Here is a 26,897-nt window from a genome sequence, read left to right as displayed (position 1 = left end):
GGCACACGACGAGAGGGACGCCGCCACCGGCCCGCTGAACCGCTACATGAGCCTGCTCGAACTCGTGGCCGCGTTCCCGGGCACCCTGATCCTGACCGACGTCAGCACGCTGTCCGGGCTCCCCAAGACGACGGCCCACCGGCTGCTGACGGGCCTCGCGCGTGCCGGGCTCGTCGAGGGCGGCGGTCGCAACGGCGCGTACCGGCTCGGCGACAGGCTCGTGCGACTGATGCACAATTCGGCAGCCGACGGCTGGATCACGGCGCTGGCCCGTCCGCATCTGGAGAACCTGACCGCCCGCATCCGCGAGACGAGCTACCTCTGCCGCATCGTCGGCCATCGCATCCAGGTCGTCACCAGCGAGGCGCCGGCCGCGCAGTGGCGCACCTACGTCCAGCCCAGGGTCGAGATGGCGCCCCACGCGGCCGCGACCGCGAAGGCGATCCTCGCCTTCCAGGACGAGGCCATCGTCGCCAGGGCCCTGGCCGAGCCGCTGGAGAAGATGACGGCCTACACGGTGACGGACCCGGAGCGCGTCCGCCAGACCTACGCCAGAGCGCGCGAGGACGGCTTCGCGACCTGCGTGTCCGAGATCGACGAAGGGCTCGGGGCGCTCGGGGTTCCGGTGCGCGAGGCCGGGGGTCGGGTGCTCTACAGCCTCGGCGTCACCGGCCCGGTCCAGCGCATCATGGACGAGGGCCGGGAGGAGCGGCTCGCGGCCCTCCGGGACACCGCCGCGGCGCTCGCGACGACGCTCGCCTTCGGCTCGGCCATCGCGGCCCGCACCGAGGATGCGCGGCCGCGGGGCGGCGAGGGTCACGCTCCGGTCCCTTAATAGCCGCGCGCCTCGTCGCGCGCGATCGCCTCGGCCGGGCGCTCGGCCGCCGGACCGTAGCCGCCGCCGCCCGGCGTGCGGACCTGGATCCAGTCCCCGACCTCGAGGACGTAGCCCTCGCCCTTCGAGACGTGCGGCGGCAGGACCCTTCGCCCGCCCTGGGAGAGCTCGATCGCGAGCATGCCGCCCGGCTCTCCACCGAGGAGCCCGGCCGGCCCGGTCACGCCGTGATCCATCACGAAGGCGGCCTTGGCCTCGCCGCGCAGCAGCCTCACGCGGTAGTTGAGCCCGAAGCCGCCGCGATGGCGCCCCGCACCGGCCGAGCCTTCGCGCAGCGCGTATTCCTCGTAGAGGATGGGAAAGGCCTGCTCGAGCACTTCGATCGGCTGGGTCTTGGCGATGCTCAGGCTGGAACAGCCGTTGGTCAATCCGTCGCCGTCCGCCCAGCCGCCGTAGCCGCCGCCGCTGAACATGTACATGATGTAGCGCCGGTCCTCCTCGGGATCGTAGCCGCCGAGGCTGAAGTTGCCGGAGGTGCCGAAGGGCGCGGCGAACATCCGCTCCGGGATCGCCTGCCCCATCGCGCCGAAGACCGCCTCCATCACGCGCTGGCAGACCTCGGCCGCTGCGCCCGCACAGGGTCTGGGATATTGCGCATCGAGGAAGGTGCCGACCGGTCGCTCGACCTTGATCGGCGCGAAGCAGCCCGCATTGATCGGGACGTCCGGGAAGACGTGCTTCATGGCGATGTAGATCCCGGAGGTCGCGAGATCCGCCGGGCAGTTCATCGGCCCCTTGCAGGGAGGACTCGAGCCCGCGAAGCTGAAGGTGACCTCCTCGTCGGCGACCGTCATCGTCAGCCGGATCGCCAGCGTCTCGAAGGTCACGCCGTCGCTGTCGTTGTAGACTGTCGCCTGGTAGGTGCCGTTCGGAACCGTCGCGATGTGGGCGCGCATCATCCGCTCCGAGCGCGCCTTGAACTCGGCGATGGCGGCATCGACCGTGTCGGCGCCGTAGCGGTCGAGCAGCTCGGTGAGCCGCCTCGCCCCGACCTTCAGCGCGCTCATCTGCGCCTTGAGGTCGCCGAGCCGCTCCTCGGGCACCCGCACGTTGCCGAGCACCATCTGCAGGACGTCCCGGTCGATCTCGCCGCGGCGCTGGATCCGCACCGGCGGGATGCGCAGGCCCTCCTGCTGGATCTCCGTCGCCGTGCTGGTGAAGCCGCCCGGCACCATGCCGCCCGTGTCGCTCCAATGGGCGACGTTCGCGAGGTAGCACCAGAGGCGGCCGCGATAGTGGAAGGGCGTCAGCATCCTGACGTCCATCAGGTGCGTGCCGCCGAGATAGGGGTCGTTGACGATGATGACGTCGCCGTCCTCGAGGTCGGGGCGGAGCCGGATGACGTGCTGAGTCGAGAACTGGAGGATGCCGATGAAGCTCGGCAAGCCCGTGTCGCCCTGGGCGATGACTTCGCCCGTCACGCGATCGTAGATCCCGTTCGCGCGGTCGAGGCCCTCGGCGATGACGGGCGAGAAGGCGGTCTTCTCGTGCACGACGTCCATCTCGGTCGCGACCTGACGAAGCCCGCTCTGGATCACCGAGAGCAGGACGGGGTCGAGCGGAGGTGCGAGGGTCACGAGGCGGCTCCGACCGTGATGACGAGATTGCCGTTCGAGTCGACGACGAGCGCCGCACCCGGGTCGAGGACGGTGGTCGCGTCCATCTGTTCGATGATGGCGGGGCCGCGGACCTCCTGGCCGACCGCGAGATGCTCGCGCCGCAGGATCGGCGTATCCCAACGCCTGTCGCCGAACTGGACGGGGCGTCGCCGGTCCGGTGCCGCCTCCCGCGCTTCCACGGCAGGGGCGAAGATCGCCGCCGAGACCGTCTGCCGCGTGCCGAGCACGGTCGTGCGCAGGTTGGTCAGCACCGCCCGCATCTCGCCGAGATCGATGTCGAACCGGGCGCGATAGAGGTCATGGAAGCGGGCGAGGACGCGCTCCGGATCGAAGCCCGGGCTCTCGACCGGGATCCGGAAGACGTGGCTCTGGCCGCGGAACAGGAGGTCGGCCTCGTGCCGGACGACGACGCCCGACACCGGTACGCCGTCCTCGGCGACCAGCGCTTCCCCCTGCGCGCGCTGCTCGGCCAGGATTGCGTCGATCGCGCGCCCGTCGCAGTCCAGCAGCGGCCTGCCGATGGTGCGCACGAAGTCGTGGCGCAGATCGGCCAGGATGCAGCCCAGCGCTGACGTCGCGCCGGGGAAGCGTGGCACGAGCACCTTCGGGATGCCGAGTTCCCGAGCGAGTGCCGTCGCGTGGAGCGCGCCCGCTCCGCCAAACGCGAAGATCGCGTAGTCGCGCGGGTCCTCCCCGCGCTCGATCGAGACGAGCCGGATCGCGCCGGCCAGGTGATGGGTCGCGACCGCGAGGATCGCGGCCGCGGCCGCGTCGCCGTCGAGCCCGAGCGGCTCGCCGATCCGCCGGCGGATGATCTCGCGGACCTCCTCGGTCGCGACCGGCGCCTCGACCCCCGGCATCGCCTGGGGATCGAGGCGGCCCAGCACGAGGTTCGCGTCGGTGACGGTCGGCTCGGTGCCGCCGCGGCCATAGCAGATCGGCCCCGGCCACGAGCCCGCGCTCTCCGGCCCGACCTGGAGCAGTCCCGCCTTGTCGATGCGGGCGATCGAGCCGCCCCCGGCACCGATGGTGTGGATGTCGATCATGGGGACCCGGACCGGGACGCCGTAGGCGATGTCCTTCTCGGCCGAGAGCGCCGGCTCGCCCCCCTTGATCAGGCTGACGTCGAAGCTCGTCCCGCCCATGTCGCAGGCGATGAGGTTGCGGAAACCCGCCTCGTTGCCGATGCGCGCGGCCGCGAGGGCACCGGCGGCGGGTCCCGACATCACCGTCTGGGCGGCGTGATCGGCGGCGGAGGTCGCCGTCATGGTGCCGGCATTGCCCTGCATGACGAGCAGGGTCTTCGTCATGCCGTTCCTTTTCAGCTCGTCACCGAGCCGCGACAGGTAGCGCCACATCAGCGGCTGGATGTAGGCGTTCACGGCCGCGGTCGAGCCACGCTCGAACTCCCGCACCTCGCGCAGGATCTCATGGCCGACCGTGACGAAGCGGTTCGGCCAGACCTGGCGGGCGATCTCGGCCGCGCGCAGCTCGTGATCGGGATTGGCGTAGGAATGCAGGAAGTGGATCACGAGCGCCTCGACGCCCGACGCCGCCAGCCGCTCGGCGGCGTCGCGGACCGCATCCTCGTCGAGCGCCACGATCACCTGGCCGGCGGCGCCGATGCGCTCCGGGACTTCCAGGCGCAGCTCGCGCGGGATGATCGCCTCGAAGCTGCCGGTGAGGCCGTAGAGCTGCGGCCGCGTCCGGCGGCCGAGCTCGAGCATGTCGCGGAAACCCCGGGTCGTGATCAGGCCGCAGCGCACGCCCTTGCGCTCCAGCACCGCGTTGGTCCCGACCGTCGTCCCGTGCACGAACGCCCCGACCTCGGCGAGATCGAGGCCGAGCGCCTTCAAACCCGAGATCACGCCGACCGACTGGTCGCCCGGGGACGAGGGAACCTTCGCCACCCGGAAGGCGGCGCCTCCGGGCTCGACGGCCATGATGTCCGTGAACGTCCCGCCGACATCCACGCCGACCTGCCAGCCTGCCATCCGCGCCTCATACCGAAAAACGGAACAAGATCCCGCTATTCGTTATGATGCACGGCAGCCGAAACCGCCGTCAATAACCCGCGGTGCCGATTGTGCGGTCAGTCGCTGCCGACGGACGAGGCATCGTCGTGGAAGGGATGCCGCGACAGGACGGGACGTTCGCTTCCCTCAAGGTGTGATTCCGGTCGACGGCGGTCCTGAGAGGCGGGCCTTAAGGCGTTAGGTATCTGAACAATATAATAAAGTCGGCGAACGTGCAGCTAAACTTGATGGCACCACCCGGGGCCGATAACACTCCTGATGCGGGAGAGCATACCTTGAGAAAATATCGCCTAAAATCAAAAAAATAATTAGCTTCAACTAAATATATGACGCCTTAAAAGACATGATACTGAGAAGTTGTTTGATTTTATTCTACAGAATTGACACCCTGTATGTCATTCCGGGGCCGCGCAGCGGAGCCCGGAATGACCAAGAGAGTGTTCATACCGTCCAGCAAGTCAAACAGGCCCTGAGTTCGTCCCGAAAGAACTCGACCGGTGGGCCTGCGAGACCGGCGTCACGTTGGACTTCTCGCGTCCCGGCGAACCGACCCCGCATTGGTCGCGTCGTTCGACGGTCGGCTGCGGGACGCACGCCTGAATGCGAACGGGATCCCGTTCTCGGCCGGGGCCGGGGCCGGGGCCAAGATCGATGCGTGGCGGCGGCATGACGAGAGCCGCCCTCGCACGGTCCCGGGATGGCTTGCACGATCCGGGAGACCGTCACGGCGGTCGCCACCTGCGTCATGAGCCGTGGCGGGGGCAGGAAGGCCGCGATCGCGGCCTCCGACGTCGCGGCGGCCTCCCTGCGCCGCTGGCGGGCTCACCCCTCCCAGCCGGCCAGGAAGTCGACGAGCAGCCGGTTGACCTCCTCGGGCTGCTCCTCGTGGGGGAGGTGGCCGCAGCGCGGTATCGCCGCGGTGCGCAGGTCGCTCGCCATCTCGGCCCACACGGCCGCCATGTCGAAGGTCTTGCCGACGGCGCCGAAATCGGCGCCCCACAGCGACAGGACCGGGCAGGCGATCTTCACCTCGGCGTCGACGAGATCCTGCGCAGTGTCCTCCTGGTTGGCGCGGTAATCCGCCATCGCGCCGCGCACGGCGCCGGGCGCCCGGTAGGCGGCCACGTAGGCCTCGAAGTCGGCGCCCGAGATGGCGTGCGGGTTGAAGCACCAGTCCGAGAAGAAGTGGCGCAGCCAGAGATCCTCGCGGCCCGCGATCAGCGCCTCCGGCAGGTCCGGCACCAGGTGGAACAGGAAGAACCAGTAGGCCCGCGCGACCTGGGCGTTCATGCTGCGCGCCACGATCCGGGTCGGGACGTTGTCCATGACGACCAGGCGGTCGAGGCGGTCCGGATGGTCCTTGGCGAAGCGGGTGGCGACGCGGGCGCCGCGGTCGTGCCCGACGAGGGCGATCCTGTCGATCCCGAGGCCGTCGAGGAGAGCGACGAGGTCCTGCGCCATCGTGCGCTTGTCGTAGCCGCTCGCCGGCTTGTCGGTCTCGCCGTAGCCCCGCAGGTCGGGGGCGATGACGCGGTAGCGCGGGCCGAGCACCGGGATCTGGTGGCGCCAGGCGTTAGCCCGTCTCCGGGAAGCCGTGCAGCAGCACGACGGGCGGGCCGGACCCGGCCTCGCGGTAATGCTGCCGGATGCCGTTCGCCCGGATGGTGTGATGCGTGATCGGCGTCATGGTTCGTCCCTCTTCTGCCTCGCAGCGAGCGACCAGCATGGCGCGGCACCGGCCGCGGTCTTTCAGGATTGCGCGGTGTTTTGGACGGGCCGCCGGCGCCGGGAGTCACGCCGCCTTCGCCGAGACGGGATCCGTGGCGGCGACGAGGATCAGCGCCGGGGCGAGGGCCACCGCGGCGAGACCCACGAGGTAGTAGAGCAGCGCCGCCAGCCCGCAGCCGAGGGCGAAGGCCGCGACGGCGGCGCTCATGCGGGCGATCCGGCGCCGGGCCGCGTGCTCGGCCGGCACGCCGCGCAGGAGGTCGGCGAGGTCGATCATGATCTGCGTCGTCGTGCCGGTCATCAGCGTCGAGGGCGGCGCGTCGGCCAGATGCGCCCGATGCGCCGCGTTCTGGATCGCCATCGCGGTCACCAGCACCATGCCGGTGAGGAGCGCCGCCGGGCGGTCGGCATCCGCGAACGGCCCGAGGGCGACGGCGAGGACCGATCCGAGGGCCAGGAAGGCGCATTGGGCGAGGAGCAGCACGCGCAGGGCCGGCCGGCCCGTCTCCTCCAGGCGGCGGCTCGCCAGGCGCGTCAGGAGGACCGCGACGCAGAAGACCGGCAGAACCAGGAGCTTCGCCCAGGCGCCGGTGGCGCCGTGCACCATCGCGGCCCCGAAGGTCACGAAGTTGCCGGTGACGTGGGCGGTGAACAGCCCCTGGAGGGCGAGGAAGCCGATCGTGTCGACGTAGCCGCCGACGAAGCTGAGGATCTGGGCGAGGGAGGGGCGCATGCGGCGGTGCTCCGTTCGAGGGGAGGGCGGCTCACCACGCGTAGCGCAGCTCGACGCCGAGATACGTGCCGTCCTTGCCTCCTGCCCGGCGGATCGTGTCGCCGGCGGCGAAGCGCACCGCCTCGACCGCGCCGGTGAGGCCGGGAGCGAAGACGTAATCCGCCCGCAGCTGCCCGTAGGCGCCGCTCCACAGGTGCCCGCGCCCGGCCGTGCCCGGCACCGGGTTGCTCGGCTGGACGTAGATCGCATCGGACGTGGTCTGGCGCCATTGCAGCCCCAGCGCGGCGCTGACCGCGAGGCCGGCGGCCGGGTGGACGGTCAGCGACGGCTTGAGGTGGAGGAGGTTGGCGTAGCTCGTGTAGCCCGCCAGCGTGAAGTAGTAGCCGTTCGGGAAGAGCGGGTTGAAGGTGCCGAGGACGCCGTCGTTGCGGCGGCCGTCGCCGGAGGCCGCATCGCCCTGAAGGCCGAGGCGCGGCTGCCAGGGAAGATCCTTGAGCGTGTAGCCGACCCGGCTGCCGACCGCCCAGGCGGCGATGTCGGCCGTGCCGACGCGCCCGAACTGGCCCATCGCCTCGAGGTCCCAGTCGAACCCGCCGGCGGCGCCGGCGTAGCGGATGTCGAGGACGTGGCGCGCCTCGGTGCCGACGGCGTCGAGGAAGCGGGCACCGTCGCGCTCGTAGAGGCCCCAGTAGGCCGACAGCTCCTGGTCGCCGAAGACCTGGCGCTCGACCCGCAGGGTGCTGAAGCGGAAGGCCCGGGTGGAGACGTCGTCGAAGGCATGCGCGAAGCGGTACTGCACCGGCTGGCTGACGAAGCCGAGCACCCGCCACGGCCCGGATTCCCAGTCGGCCCAGAGCGCGTCGAAGGACTGGCGCACGTTCGGCCCGTCGCGCGAGGAGACGAAGCGCTGCAGGTCGAAGGCGAAATCCTGCCGCCCGGCCCGCGCCTTGAAGGTCCCGTCCTCAGCCGTCCGGCTGTAGGACAGGAAGGCGAGGCGCAGGTCGAGGATGTTCTCGTCGACCGAGGTGATCACGCGCTTCGCCAGAGCCCGCACGTCCTCGATCTGCGCGAAGATCTGCCAGTTCTCGTTCAGGCGCGCGTCGAGGTGGATCTGCAGGCGCTGCAGCAGGTAAGCGTCACCCCGCGGCCCACTGACGCCGAAGGCGGGCGTGCGGTTGCTCTCGAAGCGCTCGCGCAGGGTCAGGCCCAGCGACAGGTAGCTCTTCGGGTCGGCCGCGAAGAGCGGGATGTATTTCAGATCGTCGAAGGGCTGCGTGCGCCGGGCCGGGTCTGAGAGCCACGACCAGTCCTCGGCCCAGCGGTTCGTCTTCGTCGCCGGCCGGGTGACGGCATCGGACGCGACGTCCTCGGCGCGCGCCCCGGCGGAGAGGAGCGCGCAGAGCGCGACGAGCAGACCCGCCCGCGCGACCCTCACCGGGCCGCCGCACCGGGCTGGTGGATCTCCGCGACGTAGCCGCCGGGGAAGCGCACCATCGCGGCAGTCCGGTCGCCCGCCTCATAGGGCGCGACCAGCACGCTCGCGCCGGCGGCCGTCGCCTTGGCGAGGGTGGCGGCGAGATCGGCGACCTCGTAGCCGGTGGTCTCGTGGCCGTACGGGTAAGGCAGGTGGCCGTCGGTCACGAGCACGGTCATGCGGCCGAAATCCGAAGCGAGGCGCAGGCGCCGGTAGGTGTCGCCCGGCCGGCCGATCTCGGCGCCGGGGGCCTTGGGCTCGTCCGAGACCACGCGCCCCTGCGAGAAGCGGCGGAAGCCCCCGACGAAGGCCTCGACGCTGTCGGGGGACACGTAGACGCGGTTCTCCGGCACCGTCGCGAAGGGCGCGTAGTCCGGCTTCGACGTGTGCCAGTAGAGCTGCATGTTGACGCCGCCCGGCCACTGGATGACCGCGTCGCGGCCGATCGGGTCCGGGAAGGTCTGGACGATCACCGCGGCGCCGGCCGCGCGGGCGGCCGCGACCGCCGCGTCCAAGTCGGTGACGAGGTAGCCGGTGCGCTCAGCGCCGAAGGGGTAGGGGATCGGCGTCTTGAAGCCGAACAGCGAGACGGTGCCGACCGGCGTCTGGATCAGCTGCGAGGTGGTGCTCGATGGCGTCGGCGTGACGGTCGCGACGACCTGCCTGGTGCTGCTCCCGCCGAAGGTGGCGGTGAAGCTCTCGACGAAGCGGTCGACGTCCTCGGGCGCGACGTAGACGTGCGTGGTGTCGTATTGCGGGGCGACGGCGACCTTGGTGCCGTCCGCGAGAACCGGCGTGGCGAGAAGAGCGGCCGAGAGGAGGGCCGCAACGAGGGGACGCGTCATGAGAGACTCCAGCGGTTCGGGCCGGTGTTGAAGTATTATCGAGATCAGTGAGACGCCCTGCCCCCTCCCTCCGTACGAAGCTATCCGGAAAAGATGGAGAGGCAGCGCCTTTTCTTTCGCCCGAACAGCTCTGCCCTTGGCGGGGAGGTTGCAGGGGCGGCTCACACCGCCCAGCAGGCGCAGCCGAGCGCGCCCCAGAAGCTCTTCAGGTCCGAGACCGGCGCCTGCGACGACCAGGCGGTGGCGTGGGCGTGGCCGTGCAGCCCGCACGACATCGCGCAGCTGCAGGACGCGCTCGCCTCCCGCGCCACCACCGCTTCCGCCCGCACCGGGCGCTCGCCCCAGGCGCCGTAGCCCTTGAAGGTGCGCACCGGCGACCAGTCCGGCATCGCCGGGGGCGGAGGGGTGTCGTCGAGGGCCGCGAAGGGGCCGGCCGCGTACACCACCTTGCCGCCGACGACCGTCAGGTCGCTCACCGTGTCGGCGATCTCGGCCTCGGCGCAGGCCAGGACGTCGCGGTCCGGCACGATCAGGTCGGCGAGCTGGCCCGTTGCGATCCGCCCCTTGCGGCCCTGCTCGTTCGAGAACCAGGTCACGTTCTCGGTCCACATCCGCAGGGCGGTCTCGCGGTCGAGGCAGTTGCGGCGCGGATAGAGCTGCATCCCGCCGACGGTGCGGCCGGTGACGAGCCAGGCGATCGAGACCCAAGGGTTGTAGGAGGCGACCCGCGTCGCGTCGGTGCCGGCCGAGACCGGCACGCCCTTCTCCAGCATCCGGGCGACCGGCGGGGTCGCAGCCGCCGCGCCGTGGCCGTAGCGCTCGACGAAGTACTCGCCCTGATAGGCCATCCGGTGCTGGACCGCGATGCCGCCGCCGAGTGCCGCGATCCGGTCGATCGAGGCCTCCGAGATCGTCTCGGCATGGTCGAAGAACCAGTTCAGGCCCTGGAGCGGGATGTCCTGGTTCACGCGCTCGAACACGTCGAGGGCGCGGGAGATCGTCTCGTCGTAGGTGGCGTGCAGGCGCCAGGGCCAGCGGTTCTCGGCCAGCACCCGCACGACGCCCTCGAGCTCGTCCTCCATCTCCGGCGCCATGTCGGGCCGCGGCTGGCGGAAATCCTCGAAATCGGCGGCCGAGAAGACCAGCATCTCGCCCGCGCCGTTGTGGCGGAAGTAGTCGTCACCCTGCTTGTAGCGGGACGACTTCGTCCAGGCGAGGAAGTCGTCCTTCTCGGCCTTCGGCTTCTGGGTGAAGAGGTTGTAGGCGAGGCGCACGGTGAGCTGGCCGGCCTCGGCGAGGGTGCGGACGACCTCGTAATCCTCCGGGTAGTTCTGGAAGCCGCCGCCGGCATCGATCGCGCCGGTCACGCCGAGCCGGTTCAGCTCACGCATGAAGTGCCGGGTCGAGTTGACCTGGTACGCGAACGGAAGCTTCGGCCCCTTGGCGAGGGTGGCGTAGAGGATCGCGGCGTTGGGTTTGGCGAGCAGCAGCCCGGTCGGGTTGCCGGCGGCATCGCGCAGGATCGAGCCGCCCGGGGGCTCGGGCGTGTCCTTGGTGTAGCCGACGGCGCGCAGAGCCGCGGCGTTCAGGAGCGCCCGGTCGTAAAGGTGGAGCAGGAAGACCGGGGTGTCGGGCGCGACCGCGTTCAGCTCCTCGAGCGTCGGCAGGCGCCTCTCGGCGAACTGGTGCTCGGTGAAGCCGCCGACGACGCGCACCCATTGCGGCGGCGGCGTCACCGCGACCTGCCGCTTGAGCATCGCCATCGCGTCGGCGAGCGAGCGCACGCCGTCCCATCGCAGCTCCATGTTGAAGTTGAGGCCGCCGCGGATCAGGTGGAGGTGGTTGTCGATGAGCCCGGGCAGCACCCGGCGGCCCTTGAGGTCGACCACCCGCGTCCGGGGCCCCGCGAGCGCCATGACCTCACGGTCGGACCCGACCGCAGTGAAGACGCCGTCGGCGACCGCGACCGCCGAGGCGGCGGGATTGCCCGGATCGAGCGTGGTGACGAGGCCGCCGCGCAGGATCAGGTCGGGATGGGCCACAGCGCTCATCGAAGCTCCTCGGTCGGGGAATGAAGGTGGGGCCGCCGGCCTTCAGTCAGGCCGGCGGGTGTCTCGGAGCCTCCTGCTCGACCGCGAAGCTCTTGCGGTGGAGCAGGCTCGACAGCACGGCCGGGTGGCCGCGCCAGTAGGAGACGGCCATCTCGCCGGCCAGGATGCCGAGCAGGCCGACGAGGGCGATGATCGGCGGCGCGGGCGACTTCACGCCGATCAGCCCGTAGGCGACGCCGACCGCGAGGCCGGCGCCGAGGGAGAGGAGGTACGGCAGCATCGCCGCGCCGGTTCGGCTCAGTGGCCCTCGGACGCGCCGAACATCGACTTGGCGTAGATGATGCCGAGCCCGTAGGCGCCGCCGTACTTCTTGGCGATGCCGGTGGTCATCTCGTAGGTCTCGGTGCGGGCCCAGTCGCGCTGAAGCTCGAGCATGTATTGCAGCGAGGTCATCGGCTGCACGCCGGCCTGGATCATCCGCTGCATGGCACGCTCGTGCGCCTCGTCGGAGACGTCGCCGCAGGCATCGGCGATGACGTAGACCTCGTAGCCCTGGTCGAGGGCCGAGAGGGTCGGGCCGACGATGCAGACCGAGGTCCACAGGCCGGCGAAGACGAGGCGGTCCTTGCCGATCTCCGACACCCGGGCCACCACGGCGGCGTCCTCCCAGGTGTTCATCGAGGTGCGGTCGAGGAGCCGCTCCTCAGGGAAGGCCGAGGTGATCTCCTCGAACATCGGTCCCGAGAAGCTCTTCTCGGCCACCGTCGTCAGCACCGTCGACACGCCGAAGCCGGCCGCCGCCCGCGAGATCAGCGCGACGTTGTTGCGCAACGCAACGGCGTCGATCGACTTCGTCGCGAACGACATCTGGGACTGGAAGTCGATCATGATCAGCGTGTGATCGTGCGGCGAGACCAGGCGTTTCCCGGGCGTCGGCGTCGCTTTGATGGGCATGAGTCAGGCTCCTTCGCGCGTCCTCGCGGACGGTGCGTCCTCGCGGACGGGGACCGGTGCGGCCGTCGCGGCGTGCGTCGGCGGCGCCCGGGTTTCTAGGCCGGCCGGCCGGCCCGCGGATTGGAGGCTTTGCGCGCGGGTTGGACGAATGCGCTGCGACGCCCGCACGCTTCCGGCTCCCAGGAATGCCTGGGAAAAAGAAGAGGCGCTGGATCCTCCTCTCCCCGCGGGCGGGGAGAGGGAAAGATCCGCGCCATTCCGGTACAGGACGTTTCCCCTGGGACAGGCCTGCCGACTCGCGGCGGGGCCTCCCTCGGAGCGCCAGAACGCAGCGAGAATCGACAAGACCCGCGCGGTGCGCCGCCCGATCCTGTCCAGGCCGCGCTCGCGGCAGGAGCCGACAGGGAGGGCCATGACAGAGGATCACGATCCCAGGAACGGGCCGGCCTTGCGCGACGCGATGCTGGGCTGGCTGCTGCGCGACACGGTGGACGAGCGCTACCTCGACGACGTCTTCGCGGGGTTCTGCGACCGGCTGCGCCGCCGGGGCGTCGCGGTCGCGCACGCCGCGCTGCACCTGCGCACCAACCACCCGCAATGGCTCGGCATCGAGATCCGGTGGCGGCTCGGAGGCCGCGGGCCGGAATCCCGCAATCTCGATTACGGGCTGTTCGAGACCGAGGGCTTTCGCGGCAGCCCGGGGCAGCGGATCCTCGACGGCGCCGCGATGGTGCGCCAGCGCCGCGGGGCCGGCCAGGGGACTGGCCGAGAGACCCGCCAAGGGACTGGCCCAAGGACCTGCCAAGAGACCGGCGACGACGCCCATCCCGGGACGGCGCGCCTGATGGCGCAGGAGGGGCTGACCGACCTCGTCGCCTGGCCGCTGCGCTACACGCTGGGCAGGCGGCACGTGGTCTCCTTCGCGAGCGACCGGCCGGGCGGGTTCACGGCCGCCGAGATCGCCCTCCTGGCGGACCTCCTCCCGGCCCTCGCCGTGGTCACCGAGGTGCGCCACCGGAACCGCCTGACGCGCCTCCTCCTCGACACCTATGTCGGGCCGCATGCGGGCGAGATGATCCTGAACGGGGCGACGCGGCGCGGCAGCGGCGTCACCGTCGAGGCGGCGATCATGGTGGTCGACCTGCGGGGCTTCACCCGGATCTCAGAGCTGTGGCCCCGCGACGACGTGATCGCGCTCCTCAACGACTACTTCGACGCGGTGTGCTGTCCGATCGAGCGCAACGGCGGCGAGATCCTGAAGTTCATGGGCGACGGCCTCCTGGCGATCTTCCCCCTCGACCGGCCGGATGCCGGCGGCGCGACGCTGCGGGCCGCCCATGAGGCCCGCCGGGCGATGCGCGACCTCAACGCGGCGCGCGCGGCCAACGACCTCGACGCCCTCGGTTACGGAATCGGGGTCCATGCCGGCGCGGTGATGTACGGCAACATCGGCTCGCGCACCCGGCTCGACTTCACCGTCATCGGCCCGGCGGTGAACGTCGCCGCCCGGCTGGAGGGGCTGACGAAGGCGCTCGAGGCCGACGTGCTGGTCTCGGGCATCTTCGCCGCTCTGCTCGACGCGCCGACGGCGCTGACGTGCCTCGGGACCTTCCCGCTGCGCGGCGTCGACGAACCGCTCGAGGTCTACCGTCTCGCCGACGAGGGGGGCCCGGCGGGGCGCAGCGGCGCCGCGCCGGGCGAGGGCCGCGCCGTCAGCCCTCGATGAAGGCCAGGAGGTCGGCGTTGAGGCGGCCGGCGTGGGTCGTCGCGGTGGCGTGGGGCGCGCCGGGATAGACCTTGAGCGTCGCGCCGCGGATCATCTCGGCAGCGAGCTTGCCGGTGGACTCGAACGGCACGACCTGGTCGGCATCGCCGTGGACCACCAGGGTCGGCACGTCGATCTTGAGCATGTCGGGCCGGAAGTCGGTCTCGGCGAAGGCCGTGGCGCAAGCGACCGTGGCCTTGATCGAGGCCATGAGGGCGATCTGCAGCGTCTGCTTGAAGACGCCCTGCGAGACGGTCGTTCCCTTGTTGGTGCCGTAGAAGATCGGGTTGAAGTCGTCGAGGAACTGCGCCCGGTCCTTGACGATGCCGGCCCTGAGGCCGTCGAAGAAGGCCTTGTCCGGCCCGTCGTGGTCGGCGGTCTTGCCGAAGATCGGCGTGACGGCGCTGATCAGCGCGAGCTTGGCGACCCGGCCGGAGCCGTGCCGGGCGATGTAGCGGGTCACGTCGCCGCCGCCCATCGAGAAGCCGACCAGCACGATGTCCCGCAGGCCGAGCGCGTCGACCAGCGCCGCGATGTCGTCCGCCATCGTGTCGTAGTCGTAGCCGCCCCAGGGCTGGCCCGACCGGCCGAAGCCGCGCCGGTCGAACGCCACCGCGCGGTAGCCGGCTTCCGCGAAGAACAGCATCTGCGCGTCCCACATGTCGGCCGAGAGCGGCCAGCCGTGGCTGAACAGGATCGGCCGGCCGGTGCCCCAATCCTTGTAGTAGATCTCGGTCCCGTCCTTCGTCGTGATCGTCGTCATGTCCTGCTTCCCCATCGTTGGCGGCGCGCAGGATAGGCTCCGGGGCAGGCGGGCGGATTGGACGATCGCGGCGCGGCTTGTGCGGATCCCCGCTGCCCTGGCGGCGGCCTCGCCCGGGAGCGGGGGCAGGATCGCCGCGATCTCGCGCCGCCGCTCCTCCAGGTGGGGAGGAAGGCGGAGGCTTCGACCGAGCGCCCCTTCGGCCTCGTCCCGGGTCAGGCCGGGGCCCTCAGTCGCGATATCGAGCAGGAGGCCGCCCGGTTCGCGAAAGGAGACCGTCCGGTAGTAGTGGTCGTCCCGCGGGTCGGTCGCCGGGATGCCGTGCCGCGCCCGCAGCCGCCGGACCATGGCGTCCTGCTCGCCCGCATCCGCCGCCCGGAACGCCACGCGGGCGATCGTGCCCCGGCCCTGGCGCCCCCGCGGCGCACGCCCTGCGCCGCGAAGCAGGACCGTTCCACCCGGCGCGTCGGCCGCCGACAGTTGGAACAGGCCGTCCCGGCAGCCGGTGTCCCGGAGAGCGAGAACGTCGTGAGCGAGAACGTCGTGCAGGAGGGCGACGAGCCCCGCGGCGTCCCGCACGGCCAGCGCGACGCCGAGCACTCCGCCGAGGGCGTGCTGCGCCGGGATCCCCGGCGCCGGCGGCCCGGCGGCGGAGCCGGGCAGGGCGACGATCCCGCCCGGGACGCCGTCCGGATCGTCGAAGTGCAGGACCGGCGTGCCGTCCGGCAGGGAGGCCGTCTCCGGATCCGCCCCCTCGCCGGCCAGCCGGTCGCGCCACCAGTCGAGCGCGCCCGCGCCGGTCCAGAACAGGATGCGCTCAGCCTCTCCGCAACCCCGCCGGCAGGGCGCGACCCCGGTCCAGACCAGGAAGGTCAAGAGCGGCTCCGCCCGGTCGATCCCGACCCGGAAGTAGAGATGGTGGCTTCCGGGATCCGCGAAGCTCACGGTCCGCTTGACCAGGCCGAGCCCGAGGACCCGGGTGTAGAAGTCGACGGTGCATGCGGCGGAGCCGACGATCGCGGTGAGGTGATGAAGGCCGCGGGATGCCATCGGCGGGTCTCTCTGCTGCACGCCCCGGGCCCGGTGCCGGCACGGTTCGGCGTGCCGGCCGCCGCTCGGGACCGGGGCGAAGGGACCCGTCCCGGACTCGCTTCGTCTTGGACGCAAGGCGCGGCGCTTGGACTCTCGCGCGGTCCGGGCCGACGGGTCGCCGCTCGGCCGGCGGATCGAGGCCGCGGACCGGCAATGCGGACCGTTCGTCCGATCTGTTCGGACCGACGGATCGTTTCTCGGGTCCGCGCGGGCGTTCATATCCGCCCGGATGACAATCATGCCCAGGGTCGTCTGATGCGGACGGGGAGTTCTCCGCCGGAGCCGTTTCTCGGCGAGCGGTTCGCCGCGCATCTGGGCGTCGCAGGCCACGGCCCTCGTTGCGTCCACCGCGACGGCCTGATGCGGATCGGCGTGACGCGCCTCGTCGGCTCCCGCGCCGACGGCGGGCGGCTCGCGCCGACCGTGGAGGAGGACGCGTTCAGCATCCTGCACCTCCTGCGCGGCCTCGATTGGCACGAGCGCTGGCGCCGGGGCTGCCGCGTCTTCGGCGGCGCCTTCGCGGGCGATACCGTGAGCGTGCTCGACCTGCGCGAGCCGGTGGAGTGCGCGATCCGCGGCGACGTCGATGCCGTGCAGTACTACATTCCCCGTGCGGCCCTCGACGCGTTCGCCCGGGACAACGACGCGCGTCCGGTGTCCACGCTGGCGTGGTGCCGGCGGACGCCCGACCCCGTCGCGGCGTCGCTGTCGCGGCTCCTGATCCCGGCCCTGCACGGGGACGGTCCCACCGACGACCTGTTCGTCGAGCAGCTCTGCCTCGGCCTCCTCGCCCATGTGGCCTGTGCCTATGGGGGGATGCAGCCGGTCACGCCCGCCACCGGCGGCCTGGCGGCCTGGCAGGAGCGCCGGGCCAGGGAGATCATGCACGCGCGCTTCGCGACGCGGCTGACCATCACCGGCATCGCGCGGGAATGCGGCCTGACCGCGAGCCACTTCGCGCGGGCCTTCCGCCGGAGCACCGGGCAGCGCCCGCACGAATACCTCACCGCCCTCCGGATCGGGCACGCCAAGGAGCTGATGTGCAATTCCGACCTGCCCTTGTCGGACGTCGCGCTGCTCTGCGGCTTCGGGGATCAGAGCTACTTCACGCGCACCTTCACGCGCGAGGTCGGTACCAGCCCCGGGCTCTGGCGGCGCGCGCATCGGCCGTGAGTCCGGGGGAGGGCGCCGCGCTCCCCGTCGGCGGACGCCTTGTGAGGTGCCCGCGCGCGTGGCATCGACGTCGGGCCGGCCGGGGCGACGGAGTGGCGATGGACAAGCTCGCGGGATTGTCGGTATTCGTGCAGGTCGCCGATTCCGGGTCCTTCGCGGCCGCCGCGCGGGCGCTCGGGCTGACGGCCTCCGCCGTCGGCAAGACGATCGCGCGCCTGGAGGAGCAGCTGGAGGTCCGGCTGTTCCACCGCAACACGCGCAGCCTGAGCCTCACGGCCGAGGGCGCCCAGTTCCTCGACCGCTGCCGCGCGATCATGGAGGCGGTCGCCGCGGCCGAGCGCGAGCTGGCCGGGTCGCGCGGCGGTGCCCTCCGGGGGAAGCTGCGCGTCAGCGTTCCCCTGGTGAGCAGGCCGTGGAATCAGGTGTTCCTGTCGTTCATGGAGGCCCATCCGGGGCTCGAGCTCGAGCTCAACTACACCAACCGCGTCGTGGACATGGTCGAGGAGGGCTTCGAGGTGGCCCTGCGGATCGGCGCGCTCAAGGATTCGCGGCTGCGCACGCGCCGTCTCGGGAGCTTCCGGCGCGTCCTCGTCGCTGCCCCGAGCTACCTGGACCGCCACGGCGCGCCGGTCGATCTCGACGACCTCGACCGTCACGACTGCCTGCGCAGCCGGAACGCCTCGTCCTGCCAGCTCGACGTCTGGCCCCTGGGTGACGACCCCGCGCGGCGCAGCGCCCGGCTCCGGGCCCGGTTCGTCGTCGATCACAGCGAGATGCTCCTGACCGCGGCCCTCGGCGGGGCCGGGATCGCCTGCGTCCCGGAATTCTGGGCCTGCGAGCACGTCAGACGCGGGGAATTGCGGATCGTGCTGGCCGGGGAGACCGCGAACACGCGGGAGGTCTCCGCCGTCTGGCCCGGCGGGCACGTGGCCTGCCCCAGGGTCACGGCGTTCGTGACCTTCCTGGCGACGCACCTTCCCCCGATCCTGGCGGAATCGGGGGAGGCCGGGTCGCCGCAGTGAGCGGTGCGACAGCGGACGCCCCGGGCGGCCAGCTCCGAACGATCGGGGATCGGGCCCGTGCCGCTACCGTGCGCCCCGGTCTCCCCATACGACCCCGTCCTCGTCGTGCGGCCGGGCCGGAGGGATCGAGAGCGGATGCGGCGCGTGCAGGCGCCGCCACTGTCCGGGGCTGGTCCCGACCGTGCGGGAGAAGACCCGGGTGAAGTAGCTCTGGTCGTGGAAACCGCAGATCAGGGCGATATCGGCGAGCGGCAGGCCGGTCGTCGCCATCAGCGTGCGCGCCTCGTCGATCCGCAGGCCCGACAGGTACTGGTGCGGCGAGCGCCCCGTGCTGCGCCGGAAGGCGGCGGCGAAGTAGCTCGGGGAGAGCCGGCACTCGCGGCTGACCTCGGTGATCGTCAGCGGGCTCGCGAGCCGCGCCCGCATCAGCTCCTTGGCGCGGCGCTCCTGCCAAGGGGTGAGCCCGCCGCGCCGGGCGGTCGTCCGCGTCGGCACCTGCCCGTAGCCGTGGGCCGCGTGGCCCAGGAAGGCCAGCACGAGGTGGTCGACGAAGAACGCGCGCGCGGCGTCCGGCCGCTCGAGCGCCGGAAGGAGCAGCTGCGCCAGTCCGAGCGCGACCGGGTCGGGCCGGTCGCGTGGCCAGGACAGGCCGGCGGGCCGGGCGAAGCCCTCCTCGTCGGCGACGTCGTGCAGGAACGCGTCCGGAAGATAGACCTGCACCGCGTCGAAGGTGCCGCGCATGATGGAACGCGGCGGATCGCCGAGGCTCAGCGCGCTGACCGCTCCCATCGGGACGATGCCCTCGTGCCGGACGCGGCCGGCGACCCGCAGGTCGTGATGCTGCAGCGGCTGGAGCTGGATCACGATGCTGAAGGCGGCCTCGGGCTTGAGCGGCGCCGTGACCGCGCCGGGCGCGACCTGCCCCTGGAGCCGCGTCAGGACGAGCGGCGCCAGGCGGGCGCGCCCGACCGAGAGGGAGGATGTCGCCCGGATTCCGAAGTGCCGGGCGAGGCGCTCGCCGTGCAGGCCCGGCCGCTGGCCGGCCTGATGCGACGTCGGAGTCGTCTGCCGTGTCTCGGTTCGTGCTGCCATGGGCCGTCGTCGGGAAGGTCCAGCAAGGTCTGGAAGGAAAATTCTCCCACGTCGCGTCGGGGATGAAGCTATACGTGTGTATCGGTCCGCGGGACCGAGCTTCGATGCACCGCTGCGGCCCGCGCACCCGCTCGCGTCATCGAGAGGAGTTCGCCGCTTCGGCGTCGAGCGCCGGATAGTCGGTGTAGCCGGCCTCGCCGCCGCCGTAGACGCCGATCGATCGCGGGGAATTGTAGGGACCGCCGGCGCGGATGCGGGCAGGCAGGTCGGGGTTGGCCAGGAACGGGCGCCCGAACGCGACCGCCTCGGCCTCGCCGTCCGCCACGATCGCGGCGGCCCGCTCCGGCGTGAGGCCGCCATTGACGATGAGCGGGCCCGCGTGCGGGCGAAACAGCGCCAGCATCCTGTCGTAGTCGGGCGCGCCGGTCCACGCGTTCGTGTCCGCGAGATGCAGGTAGGCGAGGCCGGCCCCGGCGAGCCAGGACGCCAGATGGCCGTAGGTCTCGGCGGGATCCGGGTCGCGGACGTCGTTGTAGGTGGCGAAGGGCGACAGCCGGAGGCCGACGCGGCTCGCCGGGACCGCGTCCGTCACCGCCGCGACGATCTCCTTCAGGAAGCGGGCCCGCCCCCGCGCATCGCCGCCATACGCGTCGGTGCGCCGGTTGATGGTCGGGGAGAGGAATTGCGGGATCAGGTAGCCGTTGGCGCCGTGGATCTCCACGCCGTCGAACCCGGCCTCGCGGGCATGGGCGGCCGCGACGCGGTACGCCTCGACCGTCGCGGCGATCTCGTCCGGCGTCATGGCGCGCGAGTGGGTGGCGGCGATCCGCACGTAGGCGCCGTTGGCGAGGAGCCCCCAGACCTGCAGCGCCTCGAGATCGTCGTTCACGCCCGACGGCGACAGGGGCTCGCGGCCGCCGAGCAGGCCCCGCGCGCTCGCCCGGCCGCCGTGCCAGAGCTGCGCCACGATGAGGCCGCCGGCCGCGTGCACCGCGTCGACGACGGGCCGCCAGCCCTCGACCTGCGCGCGCGTCCACAGGCCCGGTGCGCGGTCGAAGGCGTTCGAGGCCGGGTCGACGTTCACGCCCTCGGACACGATCAATCCCGCGCCGGCCCGCGCGGCGTAGTACCGGGCGGCCGAGGCGTTGATGACGCCCTGCGCATCGGCGCGCGAGCGCGTCATCGGTGCCATGACGATGCGGTTCGCGAGCGCGAAGCCGCCGAGGCGGACGGTGTCGAACAAGCCGGGCATCGCTGCTTCCCTTTTCCTGGTCAGGCGCCGAGGGCGGCCTTGATCTTCCCCGCCGTGAGCGGCAGGTCGCGCAGGCGCCGGCCGGTCGCGTCCCGGATCGCGTTGGCGAGCGCGGCGCCGGCCGGTCCCTGTGCCGCCTCGGCGACGCCGAGGAACGGCTGGTCCGGTTGCGCGACGATGTGGACCTCGACGCTGCGCGGCACCGCGCTGAAGCGCAGGATCGGGTAGGCCGACCAGTCGACCGAGGCCACGCGGGTGCGGTCGAAGGCGACGCGCTCGAACAGCGTCCAGCTCGTCGCCTGGAGGAGGCCGCCCTCGATCTGGTTGGCGACCCCGTCGGGATTGACGACCTCCCCGGTGTCGACCGCGGCGACGACCCGCTCGATTCCCACCTGGCCGGTCTCGCGATCGACCGTGATCTCGACCGCGACGGCGCAATAGGCCTCGAGGTTCTTGTAGCGCGCGAAGGCGAAGCCGCGGCCGGCGCGCGGGGCTCCGCGCCCCCAGCCGAACCGCTGCGCCGCCGCCTCGACGACGGCGCTGGCGCGCGCATCCGTCAGGTGCCGGAGCCGGAAGGCGACCGGGTCCCAGCCGGCGGCGCGGGCGAGGTCGTCCACCGTGCTCTCGATGGCGAGCACGTTGAGGTAGCCGCCGAGCGAGCGCATCGACGAGCCGCGGAGCGGCATGTCGGGCAGGAAGTGGTGCACGATCTTTGCGGTCGGGAAGGCGTAGAGCGGGATCGCGTTGCGGTCGCCGCCGCCCTCCGGCTGGGCGAGCGCCACCGGCGGCGCCGGCGGAAACGGCTCGGCGATCTCGCGGGCGGCCAGCAGCGCGCCCGGCGGCCCCGGCCGCATCATGTGCGACTGGCTCCAGACCTCGTGCGTCCAATCGGCGACGCGCCCGTCGGGCGTGACCGCGGCGCGCACGCTCGCCACCATCCCGGGCCCGAACGGCTCCCAGGCGTGCTCCTGCTCGCGCATCCACTGCACCCGGACCGGGCGGCCCGGCACCGCGCGCGCCAGGAGCGCCGCGTCGGCCGCCACGTCGTCGGCGCCGTTCTGGCCGTAGCAGCCCGCCCCCTCCGCGTGGATGCAGCGCACCTTGTCCTCGGGCAGGTGCAGCAGGCCGGCGAGCGCCCGGCGCAGCGGGAAGACGCCCTGGCTGTGGGTCCAGACCGTCGCGCCGCCGTCCGTCCACTCCGCGATGGCGCAGGACGGGCCGATCGAGCCGTGGGCGAGGTAGGGCCTGGTGAAGGTCCCCTCGACGATCGTGCCGGCCGCGCCGGGCGCGCCGCGCTCCAGGATCGTCGAGTCCCGGCTCGGCAGGGCGCGCAGGGCGTCCGGCAGGTCCGCGGCATCGGGCAGGATCGCCGTCTCGCGCCAGCGGGCGGAGGCGGCCAGCCGGCGCATCGCCTGGATCGCGGTCCATTCTCCCTCGGCGACGACGCCGAGGAAGGTCCCGTCGCGCACCACCGCGATCACACCCGGGAGGCGCTCCACGGCTGCCGCATCGACCTGCGTCAGCACCGCCCCGTAGCTCGGCGGCCGCACGACCCGGGCGTGCAGCAGGCCGGGCGGGCGCAGGTCCTGGAGGTAGGCCGTCCCGCCCGTCACCTTGGCGGGGATGTCGATGCGGGGCACCGGCCGCCCGATCACCGCGAACTCGGCCGCCGGCGTGAGGGGCGAGGTCGGTTGCGCCTCCGCGGTGAGGAGCGCGTCGCTCACGAGGTCGCCGTAGCCGATCCGGGCACCGCCGGGGCCGAGGACCGCCCCGTCCCGCACCCTCAGCCGCTCCGCCGGGACGTCGAGCCGCCGGGCGGCCTCGCCGATCAGCAGGGCCCGGACCTGGGCGGCGGCGTGGCGGATCGCGGTGCCGGAATCCTGCACCGAGTGGCTCGCCGCCGTGTAGCCCTCGTCGGCGGTGCGGCCGGTATCGGCGGTCACGAGCGACAGGCGGGCGAGGGGAAGCTTCAGCTCCTCGGCGGCGATCTGGAGCAAAGCCGTCTTCAGCCCCTGGCCGAGCTCGGCCTTGCCGGTCAGCACCGTGACCGCGCCGTCGGGCGCGACCCGGATCCAGGCGTCGAGGCGCGGGGTGTCGTCGAGGCTGCCGGGCAGGCCGCGCCTCCTCGGCCCCTCACCCTTGCCGGTCTCGGTCTGGGCGCGGGCCGGCAGCAGGGAGAAGGCCAGCACCAGGGCGCCGGTGCCCGCCAGCACCGCGCGTCGCGACAGGGTCATCGTCCGGCCTCCGCGGTCGAGCGCGGCCGCATCGCGTCCGCTGCCAGGCGGATCGCGCGCAGGATGCGCATGTGGGTGCCGCAGCGGCACAGATGCGGCTCGAGCTCGGCCCGGATCGCCGCGTCGGACGCGTCCGGGTCCCGCGCCAGGAGGGCGTGGGCCCGCATCATCATGCCGGGGATGCAGTAGCCGCACTGGGCCGCCTGCGCGTCGATGAAGGCGCGCTGCAGGGGGCCGGGCGCCTCCGCCGTGCCGAGGCCTTCGAGGGTCGTCACCTGACGGTTCTCGGCCAGCATGACCGGCGTGATGCAGGAGAAGACCGCCTCGCCGTCGATGACGACCGTGCAGGCGCCGCACTGGCCGAGCCCGCAGCCGAACTTGGCGGCGTTCAGCCCGAACTCCTCGCGCAGCACGTAGAGGAGGGGCGTTTCGGCTGCGGCGCGCACCGCGCGGCGCTCGCCGTTGAGGATCATGCTCGTCATGTCGGCCTCATCGGGTCATCGCCGCCGCGGGGCGCGCGGCGAGGCGGCGGGCGGCGCGGGCCTCGCGGATCGCGGAATCGAGGTCGGGCCAGGGGAGGCCGCCGCCGAAGCGGCGGCGCAGATCGGCCGCGAGGCTCGCGACCTGGGCGTCCGTCAGCACGGCGCCGAAGCCCGGCATGATCGGCTGCGCCGTGCCGCCCCGCACCGGCAGCCCTTCGAGGATCAGGTTGACCAGGTTGCGGGGGCTCTCGTCGGAAATCGCGGTCGAGAGCGCCAGCGAGATCCCGCCGAAGGGCGGCGGCCTTCCGCCCTCGTGGCAGGCAGTGCAGGCGGCCGCGTAGAGGTCCGTCCCGGCCGCGGGGATCGCGGCCTGCGCGCCGGCCGCCTGCGGCGCCTGCCCGGGGGCGGAGGCGGGGACGAGGGAGGGCGTGGCGGCCGCCTCGCCGCGCGGGCCCGCCCCGAGGGAGGCGAGGTAACGCGCCATCGCGGCGACCTCCTCTCGCGGCACCTCCGCCAGGTTCTCGACCACCGGCGCCATCGGCCCGCGGGCGACGCCGTGCAGCGGATGGAAGCCGTCGCGCAGGTACTGCATCAGGGCCGCCTCGTCCCACGGCACCGGCGAGCGGGACGCGGCGCCGAGCGCGTAGGCCCGCCAGCCCTCGGCCTCGCCGCCCTGGTAGGCGCGGGAGGTGATCTCGGCCCCGAGGAGGTTGCGCGGCGAGTGGCAGGCGCCGCAATGACCGAGGCCCTCGACGAGGTAGCGGCCGCGGTGCCACACCTCGTCCTTCGCCGGATCGGGTGCGAGATTTTTGGGACGCAGGAACAGCAGCTTCCAGCCGGCGAGCGTCAGGCGGATGGTGAGCGGGAAGGGCAGTTCGTTCGGCGGCGGCGGCGCCGATACCGCCGGGCGGCTCATGAAGAACGCGTAGAGAGCGCGCACGTCGTCGTCGGTGGTCGCGCTGTAATGGTCGTACGGGAAGGCCGGGTAGAGGTGGCGGCCCTCGCGGTCGACGCCATCCCGCAGGGCGCGGGCGAACGCGGCTTGAGACCAGCGGCCGATCCCGGTCTCCGGGTCCGGGGTGATGTTGGTGGAGTACAGCGTCCCGAACGGCGTCGGCAGGGGCAGGCCGCCGGCGAAGGCGGCCCCATTCGGCGCGGTGTGGCAGGTGCGGCAATCGCCGATCAGGGCGAGGTCGGCCCCGCGCCGCACCAGCGCCGGGTCGAACGATGCGGGCGCCGGGGGCGGCACCGGCGCGATCTCGGAGCGCCACGCGGCGGCGAGCGCCGCTCCGGCCGCGGCGATGCCGACGACCCCGAGTCCCACGATGATGCGCCTCGCTCGGCCGTGTCTCGCTCGCACGATGTCACCTCCTGCCGGGGGAAGCGGAGCATGGTCCGGGGTGGCGGGGCTTGTCGGATCGCGGGAGGTTTTGGACATCTGCGCGCTCCTTCAGCGCCGCCGCAGCGCGACGCCCTGGATCACGCTCGCGAGAGCGCCGAAGGCGAGGCCCAAGCCCACGACCCCCGGCCAGCCGCCCGCCTGCCAGGCGGCGGTGCCGGCCGCCGAGCCGGCGGAGCCGCCGAGGAACATTGCGCCCATCAGGATCGTGTTGAGGCGCGCGCGGGCCTCCGGTGCCAGGGCGAAGACCACGTGCTGGTTGGCGACGAGCGCGGCCTGCATGGCGAAGTCGAGCAGGATCACCCCGGCCACCAGGACGATGAGGGAGGGCGAGAGCCCCAGCACCGCCCAGGACGCGAGCGTCAGGCCAGCGCCCGCCGCGACGATCGGGGCGGGGCCGCTCCGGTCGGCGACACGGCCGGCGAGCGGCGCGGCGACGATGCCGACGGCGCCGACGACACCGAACAGGCCGGCGATGTCGGCGCCGTAGCCGTAGGGCGGGCCGGCGAGCCGGAAGGCCAGGACGGTCCAGAACACCGTGAAGGCGGAGAAGATCAGCGCCTGGGTCACGGCGGCGAGCCGCAGGGCCGGAAAGTCCCGCCACAGCCCGGCGAGGGAGGCGAGGAGCTGCCCGTAGCGCAGGCTCGCGTCGGGCCGGCTCTGCGGCAGGGTCAGCGCCATCAGGGCGCCGGCGGCGAGCGACAGCGGCACGCCGAGCCAGAACATCTCGCGCCAGCCGGCATGGGTGGCGACGAACCCGGCCAGCGTGCGGCTGAGCAGGATGCCGGTCAGGATCCCCGACAGGATCGTGCCGACGGTGGCGCCGCGGCGCTCGGGGGAGGCCAGGTGCGCGGCGAACGGCACGATCTGCTGCGCCACCGTCGCCGAGAGCCCGACGGCCAGGGAGGCGAGCACGACGAGGACCGGGCTCGGCGCTGCCGCCGCGAGGGCGAGGGCGGCTGCCAGCACCCCGAACTGGCCGACGATGAGCCGGCGCCGCTCGACGATGTCGCCGAGGGGCACGAGCAGGAAGAGCCCCGCCGCGTAGCCGAGTTGCGTCGCGGTCGGGATCAGCGCCGTCGCCTCGCCCGGCAGGTCGCGCTCGATCAGCGCCAGCATCGGCTGGTTGTAGTAGATGTTGGCGACCGCGAGGCCGGCCGCGGCCGCCATCGCGAAGGTGCGCGCCCGGGGCGTCGCGCGGGTCGCCGGCCTCTCGGCCACGGCTTGAGCGGACATGGTCCTTCTCCATCGGCCGGCCGATCCGCCTGGTGCGGTGCCGGTCCGCCGACAAGTTATTTCGTCACGCCGAGCGGTGTAGTAGCGTCGCGCGATATGCGATTGTAACGTGGCGCGTTATTTTGGACTTTCTCGCTCTCTCCGTCCTGACCGAGGCGGTCGGCGCCGGCAGCCTCGCGGCGGCGGCGCGGCGCCTGCACATCACCCCGATGGCTGCGACCCGCAGCCTCTCGGGCCTCGAGCGCGAGCTCGGGGTGCGGCTCCTGCATCGCACGACGCGCTCGCTCTCCCTCACCGACGAGGGGCAGGTCTTCCTCGCCCATGCCCAGGCCCTGCTCGAGGAGCGCGACGCGGCGCTGGCCAGCGTTCGCCCGGCGGAGGCCGGCGCGACCGGGCGGCTGCGCCTCACCGCCTCGACGGCCTTCGGCCGCAAGGTCGTCGCCCCGGCGCTCGTCGATTTCATGAGGCTGCACCGCGAGGTCCGGGTCGACCTCGTCCTCACCGACAGCGTCGTCGACCTGGTGGGGGAGGGGCTCGACCTCGGGATCCGGATCGCGAGCTTGAGCGAGTCGAGCCTGGTGGCGCGCCGCCTGGCCGCGAGCCCGCGCGGATTGTTCGCGACGCCCGGCTACCTTGCCGCCGCGGGAACGCCGGTGCGGGCGGCCGATCTCGCCGCCCACGAATGCCTGGCGCTCGCGGGCGCCGACCACTGGACCCTCGGGGCGGCCGGGCAGCGGACGAGCGTGCGGGCCGCGGGCCGCTTCACCGCCAACACCATCGAGGGCCTGCACCAGGCCTGCCTCGGCGGCCTCGGCATCGCGATGCTGTCGCGGTGGGACGTGGCCGACGAGGTCGCGAGCGGGCTCCTCGCGGAGGTGCGGCTGGCCGAGGGCGAGCCGGAGCCGCTCGCCATCTGGGCGGTCTACCCGACGCGCCGCATGGTCCCGGCCAAAGTGCGGCTGTTCATCCGCTTCCTCGCCGAGCGGCTGAAGGCGTGACGCCGCCGTAAATGTTCGATTGATAAATAGATCTTGACGCCCGCCACTCCGCCA

Annotated in this window: 22 protein-coding genes and 2 pseudogenes; 6 read left to right on the top strand and 18 right to left on the bottom strand. The window is 72.5% G+C overall.

Going from position 1 to position 26,897, the window contains the following annotated elements:
* The first annotated feature begins 46 nt into the window (after positions 1-46).
* Entirely contained in the window at positions 47-835 is a 789-nt protein-coding gene (locus VQ02_RS02200; protein ID WP_048442513.1) for an IclR family transcriptional regulator, read from the top strand.
* Here the strand turns inward: VQ02_RS02200 and VQ02_RS02195 are convergent.
* Both VQ02_RS02195 and VQ02_RS02190 read right to left on the bottom strand, forming a co-directional pair.
* Positions 832-2,472, bottom strand: coding sequence for a hydantoinase B/oxoprolinase family protein (locus tag VQ02_RS02195; RefSeq protein WP_048442512.1), 1,641 nt, complete (start codon positions 2,470-2,472; stop codon positions 832-834). The two genes, VQ02_RS02200 and VQ02_RS02195, sit on opposite strands and share 4 nt — an antisense overlap.
* Positions 2,469-4,508, bottom strand: a complete 2,040-nt coding sequence (locus VQ02_RS02190; RefSeq protein ID WP_048442511.1) for a hydantoinase/oxoprolinase family protein — start codon at positions 4,506-4,508, stop codon at positions 2,469-2,471. The genes VQ02_RS02195 and VQ02_RS02190 overlap by 4 nt, the downstream gene beginning before the upstream one ends.
* Before the next feature lie 507 nt (positions 4,509-5,015).
* On the opposite strand from VQ02_RS02190, the pseudogene VQ02_RS38940 reads away from it, so the two are divergent.
* Positions 5,016-5,299, top strand: a pseudogene (locus VQ02_RS38940) (IS3 family transposase); the annotation flags it as partial.
* 73 nt (positions 5,300-5,372) lie between these two features.
* On the opposite strand, the gene VQ02_RS02185 reads toward VQ02_RS38940, so the two are convergent.
* The 8 genes from VQ02_RS02185 to VQ02_RS02155 form a co-directional block, all read right to left on the bottom strand.
* Positions 5,373-6,101 (bottom strand): alpha/beta fold hydrolase, encoded by a 729-nt coding sequence (locus VQ02_RS02185; RefSeq protein WP_245239601.1) that lies wholly within the window; start codon positions 6,099-6,101, stop codon positions 5,373-5,375.
* Positions 6,102-6,123: 22 nt separating this feature from the next.
* Positions 6,124-6,237 carry an alpha/beta fold hydrolase gene (locus tag VQ02_RS39970; protein ID WP_425339873.1) on the bottom strand — a complete coding sequence of 38 codons (114 nt, stop codon included), beginning with the start codon at positions 6,235-6,237 and terminating at the stop codon, positions 6,124-6,126.
* 105 nt (positions 6,238-6,342) lie between these two features.
* On the bottom strand, positions 6,343-7,011 hold the full coding sequence (locus VQ02_RS02180) for a YoaK family protein (protein WP_048442510.1): 669 nt from the start codon (positions 7,009-7,011) through the stop codon (positions 6,343-6,345).
* Between the two features lie 31 nt (positions 7,012-7,042).
* Positions 7,043-8,446, bottom strand: a complete 1,404-nt coding sequence (locus tag VQ02_RS02175; RefSeq protein WP_048442509.1) for an alginate export family protein — start codon at positions 8,444-8,446, stop codon at positions 7,043-7,045.
* Positions 8,443-9,330 (bottom strand): hypothetical protein, encoded by an 888-nt coding sequence (locus VQ02_RS02170; protein WP_048442508.1) that lies wholly within the window; start codon positions 9,328-9,330, stop codon positions 8,443-8,445. Before VQ02_RS02170 ends, VQ02_RS02175 begins: the two co-directional genes overlap by 4 nt.
* 161 nt (positions 9,331-9,491) lie before the next feature.
* Positions 9,492-11,381, bottom strand: coding sequence for an amidohydrolase (locus tag VQ02_RS02165; protein WP_048442507.1), 1,890 nt, complete (start codon positions 11,379-11,381; stop codon positions 9,492-9,494).
* Positions 11,382-11,427: 46 nt separating this feature from the next.
* A complete protein-coding gene (locus tag VQ02_RS02160) occupies positions 11,428-11,661 on the bottom strand; it encodes a DUF1427 family protein (RefSeq protein WP_048442506.1) in 234 nt (77 codons plus the stop codon).
* A 17-nt stretch (positions 11,662-11,678) separates the two neighbouring features.
* Positions 11,679-12,329 carry a hydrolase gene (locus VQ02_RS02155; protein ID WP_048442544.1) on the bottom strand — a complete coding sequence of 217 codons (651 nt, stop codon included), beginning with the start codon at positions 12,327-12,329 and terminating at the stop codon, positions 11,679-11,681.
* Between the two features lie 418 nt (positions 12,330-12,747).
* Here VQ02_RS02155 and VQ02_RS02150 point away from each other — a divergent pair, with 418 nt between their 5' ends.
* Positions 12,748-14,061, top strand: coding sequence for an adenylate/guanylate cyclase domain-containing protein (locus tag VQ02_RS02150; protein WP_048442505.1), 1,314 nt, complete (start codon positions 12,748-12,750; stop codon positions 14,059-14,061).
* Here the strand turns inward: VQ02_RS02150 and VQ02_RS39965 are convergent.
* Positions 14,048-14,863, bottom strand: coding sequence for an alpha/beta fold hydrolase (locus VQ02_RS39965; protein ID WP_048442543.1), 816 nt, complete (start codon positions 14,861-14,863; stop codon positions 14,048-14,050). The two genes, VQ02_RS02150 and VQ02_RS39965, sit on opposite strands and share 14 nt — an antisense overlap.
* Positions 14,864-15,556: 693 nt before the next feature.
* A pseudogene (locus VQ02_RS39960) lies at positions 15,557-15,913 on the bottom strand (VOC family protein); the annotation flags it as partial.
* A gap of 402 nt (positions 15,914-16,315) precedes the next feature.
* On the opposite strand from VQ02_RS39960, the gene VQ02_RS02140 reads away from it, so the two are divergent.
* The gene (locus tag VQ02_RS02140; protein WP_245239600.1) at positions 16,316-17,128 is read left to right on the top strand and encodes an AraC family transcriptional regulator; all 813 of its coding nucleotides are present in this window, start codon (positions 16,316-16,318) and stop codon (positions 17,126-17,128) included.
* 98 nt (positions 17,129-17,226) lie between these two features.
* The gene (locus tag VQ02_RS02135; RefSeq protein ID WP_048442503.1) at positions 17,227-18,150 is read left to right on the top strand and encodes a LysR family transcriptional regulator; all 924 of its coding nucleotides are present in this window, start codon (positions 17,227-17,229) and stop codon (positions 18,148-18,150) included.
* A gap of 63 nt (positions 18,151-18,213) precedes the next feature.
* On the opposite strand, the gene VQ02_RS02130 is transcribed toward VQ02_RS02135, so the two are convergent.
* The 6 genes from VQ02_RS02130 to VQ02_RS02105 all read right to left on the bottom strand — a co-directional run bounded on the left by VQ02_RS02130 (position 18,214) and on the right by VQ02_RS02105 (position 25,845).
* Positions 18,214-19,242, bottom strand: coding sequence for a helix-turn-helix transcriptional regulator (locus tag VQ02_RS02130; RefSeq protein WP_063838461.1), 1,029 nt, complete (start codon positions 19,240-19,242; stop codon positions 18,214-18,216).
* A 136-nt stretch (positions 19,243-19,378) separates the two neighbouring features.
* Positions 19,379-20,494, bottom strand: coding sequence for an alkene reductase (locus tag VQ02_RS02125; RefSeq protein WP_048442502.1), 1,116 nt, complete (start codon positions 20,492-20,494; stop codon positions 19,379-19,381).
* A gap of 20 nt (positions 20,495-20,514) precedes the next feature.
* Entirely contained in the window at positions 20,515-22,728 is a 2,214-nt protein-coding gene (locus VQ02_RS02120; protein WP_048442501.1) for a xanthine dehydrogenase family protein molybdopterin-binding subunit, read from the bottom strand.
* Entirely contained in the window at positions 22,725-23,210 is a 486-nt protein-coding gene (locus tag VQ02_RS02115) for a (2Fe-2S)-binding protein (protein ID WP_048442500.1), read from the bottom strand. The genes VQ02_RS02120 and VQ02_RS02115 overlap by 4 nt, the downstream gene beginning before the upstream one ends.
* A 7-nt stretch (positions 23,211-23,217) precedes the next feature.
* Positions 23,218-24,534, bottom strand: coding sequence for a c-type cytochrome (locus tag VQ02_RS02110; RefSeq protein ID WP_245239599.1), 1,317 nt, complete (start codon positions 24,532-24,534; stop codon positions 23,218-23,220).
* Between the two features lie 126 nt (positions 24,535-24,660).
* A complete protein-coding gene (locus VQ02_RS02105; RefSeq protein ID WP_048442499.1) occupies positions 24,661-25,845 on the bottom strand; it encodes an MFS transporter in 1,185 nt (394 codons plus the stop codon).
* Between the two features lie 122 nt (positions 25,846-25,967).
* On the opposite strand from VQ02_RS02105, the gene VQ02_RS02100 reads away from it, so the two are divergent.
* Entirely contained in the window at positions 25,968-26,843 is an 876-nt protein-coding gene (locus VQ02_RS02100; RefSeq protein WP_048442498.1) for a LysR family transcriptional regulator, read from the top strand.
* The last annotated feature ends 54 nt before the right edge of the window (positions 26,844-26,897 follow it).

It is taken from the genome of Methylobacterium variabile (genome assembly GCF_001043975.1).
In the GTDB taxonomy this organism is placed as follows: Bacteria; Pseudomonadota; Alphaproteobacteria; order Rhizobiales; family Beijerinckiaceae; genus Methylobacterium; species Methylobacterium variabile.
Note: the sequence above shows the minus strand (reverse complement) of the source record. Positions and strands in the feature narration are given on the sequence as shown.